This window comes from Microcystis sp. LSC13-02 (genome assembly GCA_002282935.1).
In the GTDB taxonomy this organism is placed as follows: domain Bacteria; phylum Cyanobacteriota; class Cyanobacteriia; order Cyanobacteriales; family Microcystaceae; genus Microcystis.
This window is the reverse complement of sequence record MTBT01000149.1, coordinates 1-6700: the sequence shown is the minus strand read 5'-3', so window position 1 is coordinate 6700 and position 6700 is coordinate 1. Positions and strand designations below refer to the sequence as shown.

Annotated in this window: 7 protein-coding genes; 6 read left to right on the top strand and 1 reads right to left on the bottom strand. The window is 43.5% G+C overall.

All coding sequences use genetic code 11. From position 1 onward, the window contains the following. The 4 genes from BGL89_RS09025 to BGL89_RS09010 all read left to right on the top strand — a co-directional run. Window positions 1-479 (top strand): RNA-guided endonuclease TnpB family protein (locus tag BGL89_RS09025; RefSeq protein ID WP_286825424.1); only part of this gene is annotated, 479 nt, incomplete at its 5' end. Between the two features lie 61 nt (window positions 480-540). Continuing rightward, on the top strand, window positions 541-2223 hold the full coding sequence (locus BGL89_RS09020) for an alpha/beta hydrolase (protein ID WP_286825425.1): 1683 nt from the start codon (window positions 541-543) through the stop codon (window positions 2221-2223). A gap of 134 nt (window positions 2224-2357) precedes the next feature. After that, complete coding sequence (locus BGL89_RS09015) at window positions 2358-2909, top strand: DUF2854 domain-containing protein (RefSeq protein WP_286825423.1); 552 nt, start codon at window positions 2358-2360, stop codon at window positions 2907-2909. Next, window positions 2910-3671, top strand: coding sequence for a sulfite exporter TauE/SafE family protein (locus tag BGL89_RS09010; RefSeq protein WP_286825422.1), 762 nt, complete (start codon window positions 2910-2912; stop codon window positions 3669-3671). A 178-nt stretch (window positions 3672-3849) separates the two neighbouring features. Here BGL89_RS09010 and BGL89_RS09005 read toward each other — a convergent pair whose 3' ends face one another. Then, window positions 3850-4518: a hypothetical protein gene (locus tag BGL89_RS09005; protein WP_286825421.1), complete on the bottom strand. Its 669-nt coding sequence runs from the start codon at window positions 4516-4518 to the stop codon at window positions 3850-3852. Between the two features lie 163 nt (window positions 4519-4681). Between BGL89_RS09005 and BGL89_RS09000 the strand changes: the two genes are divergently transcribed. Together BGL89_RS09000 and BGL89_RS08995 are read left to right on the top strand one after the other, a co-directional pair. Continuing rightward, complete coding sequence (locus BGL89_RS09000; protein ID WP_286825420.1) at window positions 4682-5383, top strand: DUF3120 domain-containing protein; 702 nt, start codon at window positions 4682-4684, stop codon at window positions 5381-5383. Between the two features lie 116 nt (window positions 5384-5499). Beyond that, entirely contained in the window at window positions 5500-6531 is a 1032-nt protein-coding gene (locus tag BGL89_RS08995) for an adenylate/guanylate cyclase domain-containing protein (RefSeq protein ID WP_502692610.1), read from the top strand. Window positions 6532-6700 lie beyond the last annotated feature (169 nt).

Genomic DNA, 6700 nt, shown 5'->3' with positions numbered 1-6700 from the left:
TAGCTAAAGTTCACTCTAAAATCTCAAGATGTCGTGAGGATTTTCTCCACAAGCTATCCCGTAAGATAGTTAACGAAAACCAAGTTATTGCTGTAGAAAACCTCAATGTTAAAGCCATGGTACCCAATCATAATTTAGCTAAGGCCATTAGTGATTGTAGTTGGGGAATGTTTTGTACAATGCTTAAATACAAGGCAGAATGGCAAGGAAAAACCTATATTGAAGTTGATAGGTTTTTCCCTAGTTATAAGACTTGTCATGTCTGTCTAAATCAAGTGAGTAGTTTGCCGCTTGATGTTAGAAATTGGACTTGTGAGCATTGCAAAACAATCCATGACCGTGACATAAATGCGGCAATAAATATTCGAGATGAAAGCTTACGGATATTGTCGTTAGGAACTAGCGATACTGCCTATAGAGGGGATGTCAGACCAAAATCTGGGCGTAAGTCCGTCTTGAGGCAATCCCCCGTGAAATAGGAAGCTCTCAACGACCTTGAGAGTAGTTCACATATTGTCATTTACCCTAGCCAAAAACCGCATGATTAGCCATAGTTTACAAGGTCGTTTTCCCAGAAATAATTCCACCCGTCGGCTGCGAGCTTTCCTCCTAGGTCTTTTCGCTGTGGGTATGACCGCTTTACCCCTAAAAGCCGCTGAAGAAATTGAATTTGTCTATACTCCCCTCGTCTTTTCTGTATCGGTAGCATCCCTAGAAAATTTTGCTAAAGAAGGAAAGATTGATGCTAATTTAAAAAGATTTCTTGCCAGAACAACTCCCGAAGCAAGAGAGAAGTTTCGTGAGGCTTTATTAACAAAGATTGACATCGATCCTATTTTACTATCTCGTTTTTTTAATAGTGTGATGGGTGCTGATATGCTCTATCGTTTGGGCAAAGGCATCACCATTGAAGGGGGAATTAATGGTAAATATGCCCTGCGGGGTGCGCTTGTTAGTGCCGCTTTTGATCCAGGAGGATTAACCCTTTTAAATGTGCTGAAAAAATTCCCCAATAATATACAGTTACAGGGGGAAGAAATCCTCGGATTAGCTAAAACCATCGATTATGCGGTTTATGTGGCGGAAATATTTATCAAAGATATGCGCCTCTGGACTGCCGAGGAAACCGCTGCCGTTAAACCAGCGATTAATTATGCCAGTTTACCCGATTTGCGTCAGCGCGGTAGCTTTCAGGTAAAAAAAGAAGTTTGGAACCTAACCGATAGCAGTCGCAATCGCAGTTTATATGTGAATGTTTATATCCCGCAAACTTTCCGAGAAGGCAAAACACCTGTAATTATTTTTTCCCACGGATTAGCCTCGCGACCGGAAGATTATGCCCAAGCAATTGAACATCTAGCTTCCTACGGATTTTTAGTAGCGGCACCGCAACACCCTGGCAGTGATATGAAATACCTACAAGGAATGTTAGGGGGGTATTATCGCAATATTTTTGATGGCAATGAGTTTATTAATCGACCCAAAGATATTAGCTTTGTCATCGATGAATTAGCAAGACGTAATGCTAGTCAATTTCAAGGTAAACTTGACCTAACTAATGTGGGAGTAGCGGGTCATTCCTTCGGGGGTTATGCGTCTCTAGCTGTTGCTGGCGCACAAATTGATTTTGATAATCTCGCCCAAGATTGTAATCGTCCTTACTCCGGGATTAATATCGCTATTTTACTGGAATGTCGCGCCCTAGAATTGCCTAGACAGGTCTATAATTTTCGCGATGAACGAGTCACGGCTGTCTTTGCAGCTAATCCCGTTAACCGCAGTATTTTTGGGGAAAAAGGTTTAAGTAAAATCTCGATTCCTGTCCTCTTGGGTTCCGGAAGTTATGACCCAGCAGCTAATCCAATTTTTGAACAGGCCATTCCTTTTACTTGGTTAAAAACGCCGGATAAATATCTGGCCATGGTGGAGGGACAAGCTCATGTAAATTTTACAGAATTGGATGCAGGAATGCAAAAAACCCTCGAGTCTGTGGTCAATATCACTTTACCCAATCAAAATTTAATCGAGAATTATGCGGGAGCTTTATTGGTGGCTTTTTTTGAAGTTTATATTGCTGATAATGAAAAGTTTCGTCCTTTTCTTCTGTCTAGTTATGCAGAATATCTCAGTCAGGGACAAAAGTTTAAATTAGACTTTATTACTGCCGCTTCTGACCAGAAATTATCTCAATTAATTGAGAAATTGCGAGTACATCGGCAATAGGCAATAGGCAATAGACACTAATTGCCTTCAGTAGCTAATAACTGAAAAATCTCCCCACTGCCCATCTGCAAAAAAGATTCTTTTGAGTTGTATAATCTCTAAAGGATTAGCGTACTCAAGAAAAAAATTATTTCATGCTCAGGAAAATTAGACTATCATACTTTGGCTTAATTTTAGGCAGTATTTTAACGGTTATCGGGATTATCGGTTATGCCCAAGGTAACGCCACGGTCAATTTAGCGGGGTTTTTCTACGGATTACCGTTATTATTGGGAGGTTTAGCCCTAAAAGCTTCAGAAATCAAACCTATAACCTTCAGTCAACCCACTAGCCCCGAAATCTTGCAATTGCGCCAACAACAGGCTACTGTCACCCAAACCAAACTTCGCAACGATGTCACCCGCTATCGCTACGGACAGGAAGTGCATCTGGATGAAGCCCTAGAAAAGCTGGGATTAAGCCGCACGGACGAGGAAAGACCGACTTTAGTGGCAATTCGTGAAACTGCTGTTGATTCCGCCTATTGTCTCACCCTAGAATTTGAATCGCCCCTTTTACCCCTAGAAAAGTGGCTGGCAAAACAAGAAAAAATCGAAAGATACTTTGGACCGGGAATTAGAGCCGAAATTAAGCAAGTTGACGAGGAAAAAATTGATTTAGCCCTAATTACTATCCCTAACGCCTAAATGCTCACGCCTATTCACTATGGCTTCCTAGCAATCGCTGCCGTGGCTGCCGGCTTAATTAATGCTCTTGCCGGTGGCGGTAGTCTGATTACTTTTCCGACGCTGATGGCGGTGGGTATCCCACCGGTAATGGCAAATGTGACTAATACCGTCGCTTTATGCCCCGGTTATCTGGGGGCAACTCTCGCCCAAAAAAAAGACCTGCACGGGCAACAAAAACGGATTCAGTTATTGCTACCATCGGCAGTTATTGGCGGCATTATCGGTGGTATTTTGCTGTTAAATAGCAGTGATCAAGTATTTGATCGCCTGATTCCTTTTCTGATTCTTTTAGCGGCAGCTTTATTGGCTTTTCAAGATACTTTACGCTCTTGGTTGCAGCGGCGACAGGGAGATAAAAAGGGCAATATCCCAGAAATTTGGGCGGTTTTACCCATCGCTCTCGCTTCAATTTATGGTGGTTATTTTGGAGCGGGTTTAGGTGTGATCGAATTGGCAATTTTGGGCTTATTTCTCAAGGATAATCTCACGAGATTAAATGCTTTAAAACAGTTGCTTTCTTTGGTGGTTAACGTGGCGGCATCTTGGTTTTTTCTCTTTTCTAATCAGGTATATTGGTCGGCGGCGATAGTGATAGCAATTGGCTCTTTAATTGGGGGTTTATTGGGTGGAAAACTAGCTAGAATTATCTCTCCTAGTTATCTGCGCTGGACTGTGGTAATTCTGAGTATTATTACCGCTACAGTTTATTTTCTTCGTTAACAAAATGTTTGTCAATAAGGTGTTTTATTAATGGAGATTGATAGATTTTTTCCTAGTTCTCAAACCTGTTCTAATTGTCTCTATCATACCAAATCCGCAAGGTGAGCGTAAGTCTATCTTCAGGCATTCCCCCGTGAGTTCAGAAGCCCCGACAATCTGGACCAGCGGGTAGTTCACCCTAAAAAGATTGTCCCACTTCTAAGACTTTCGTTTGCCCGTTGCGAGACAAAATAACCTGTTGACTACCAACTTCCACTAAAGTCCAACCGTTGATAAATTCCCCCGGAGAAATACGCATAGTTATCCCCTTATTATCAAATAAAGCCGAAGATCGATCGCCTAAATCCATCACCCCCACCAGGGTATTTTTAACCTGATTATTGGTAGGAATAACCGCTGCCAACGGCCGATTCACTTGGGGGGCAGCCGGTAATGGTGGCGCGGAAATGTCGGGATTTGGGGGTGTAACCGGGACAAGTTTGGCGGTAGTTGGAGGAGTTTGGGGATAAACGGGAACGTAAATTCTTTCTATGATCTGGGGACTATTATTAACCGGTAAATTAGCGGGGGGTGGTGGTGGAACTGTGGCTACCGGAGAAGGGTTATTTTGGGGATCAGGATCAGGATCGGGGGATGAAGTTTGACCTTGGCGATCGATAATAGCAAGGGATGATTGCAGATAGGCGATAAACTTTTGCTCTTCCTGGGAAATCGGGCCATTTTGAGAGACAGGGGCATTTTTTTGACTGATTAGCCATGCCACCACCCAACCTAGATAGACGCAAGCAATGACAAAAATAACTTTATCTAGGGGCATTCTCGGATTTTCTTCATGGCCCGCTGCCATATTTTTTGCACTCCTCGATCGCTGCTGTCCTTTCGATTCTAACAGGATAGCGCATTGCCAAAAACAATTTTTTAATTTCCCCAAATCCCCCTAGGGGGGATATAGTAGAAAGAGAATGATGTATCTTAATATAAGTAAAGTTTTGTAACAATTCTGAAATCCTTTGCTCAACTCTACCCTAGTCCCCAGCAATTCCGATCGCCTGAAACCCCTAGTCCCTAACTGGGAAAAATGTCAATCCGTCTTTTGGACAGCAGCATTTCTGGTATCAGTCCCCGTGTTCGTACAAGCGCCCCTAGTGCGCTACTATCCCGAAATTAGCCTAGGTTTAACCGTTTTCTGGGTGGGTTTAGGGATTTGGCTGCTCAAACAAGCAAAAATCAGTCTTTGGGGGGATTTACTTTTGGGCTTTAGTTGGAGTTGGTTAGCCGGTTCTCTGTACTGGGGTTGGTGGCGTTGGGAACCCTTGATCCATATTCCCATGGAAGCGATCGGGCTGCCCTTTGTTCTCTGGGGATTATGCAAAGGTCGCGGCAAAGTGGGCAATCTTTTCTATCTCGGTTCTTTGTTAGGAACCGCCATCACCGACCTATATTTCTATCTAACGGGACTAATTCCCTACTGGCGACAATTAATGACCGTGGAACTAGACCCCAACCTAGTAGCACCGATATTTGATAACGCCTTGGCCCAAATACAGACCCCCTGGGGCATCAGTTGGGCGATCGTGCTGCTTAACCTGCTCTTAGCGATTGGTATCTATCCTTTGCAAAAACGTGTATACTATTGGTGGGCATTTAGCGGAGCCGTATTGAGTACAATTTTAGTCGATGGTTTATTTTGGATTACCGCTTCTCTGGCCTAAGGGTTTTCCTGGCTAATTTCCATTTCCACCTACCTACTTAGATATATGAAAATGTCTGGAATGTGGGGTATAAAATGTGCAGTTACCATCACCCATCTATTACCGCTGATCTACCCGTGGATATACTAGGACAAAATCCTTATTTACTACTCCATACCGAGAAGGGAGAGCGTTTTTTCCCTCTCGTGGGGAGACCTTGCTGGACAATCGGACGGGGCAAAGATAATGATATCGTCATTAAAGATCACTGTATCTCCCGCAATCACGCTATTTTACAATCCACGGAAACAGGAGATTTTTATCTGATCGATCTCGGTAGTCGCAATGGAACTTTTGTTAATGGCAGAAGGGTAGCCATTCCCGTGACTATCCATGACAAAGATCGGATCACCTTTGGCAAAACGGCAGTGCAGTTCTATCGTCCTACTTCCACTAATATAGGCAAGCAACCGGACAATTTAGAACGGGATACCCCCACCTCCCCCCTCCATGAACGTCGCTTAACATCGGTGATGGTGGTGGATATGCGAAATTTTACGGCTTTAACGAGGCAATTAGACGAAAAAGTGCTTTCTTCTCTGATTGGCAATTGGTTTCGCCATGCCGGGAGTATTATCCGCAGTTCCGGCAGTTGGGTAGATAAATATATTGGTGATGCGATCATGGCCATCTGGTTTCACGGTCAACAGGAAGTCAATCAAGACGATATCTTGCAAATTTTCGAAGCAATTACGCAAATATACAAGATGACCCGCGTCTTAAGCGAAGAATATCCCTTACCCTTTACATTACGCATCGGTGCGGGAGTGAATACCGGTTATGCCATGGTGGGCAATACTGGCAGCGGTGAACATCCAGATTATACGGCGATCGGCGATACGGTCAACGCCGCTTTTCGTTTAGAGTCGGCTACTAAAGAAATGGGTAGGGATTTAGCCATCGGAACAACTACCTACAGTTATCTCATCGGTTTACCCCATCTCCACCAAGCTTTTGATCAACATACCGTCAGTCTGAAAGGATACGACGATAACACTATTACCTACGGAACCACTTTCGATGACTTGGATCGTTTCCTCGATGCCAACAGTAGTGAGGAGATGACCGGAATTACAGGATTTGCCAGCAGTGTCGGTTTTCAGGATTGAAATTAAACAGGGAGCAGCCAACTTTTTTGCTGTGATCAGTAAACGTAATCAGTGAAAAGACAGTAGGAAACTTCTATTTAGGGTTTGCTGAATAAAGCTAAAAACCTTACAGGAAAAGGCTTTTAGCTAGATTGAGAGTCGCTCAGGTGCCCCTGAATCTGCTAAAATT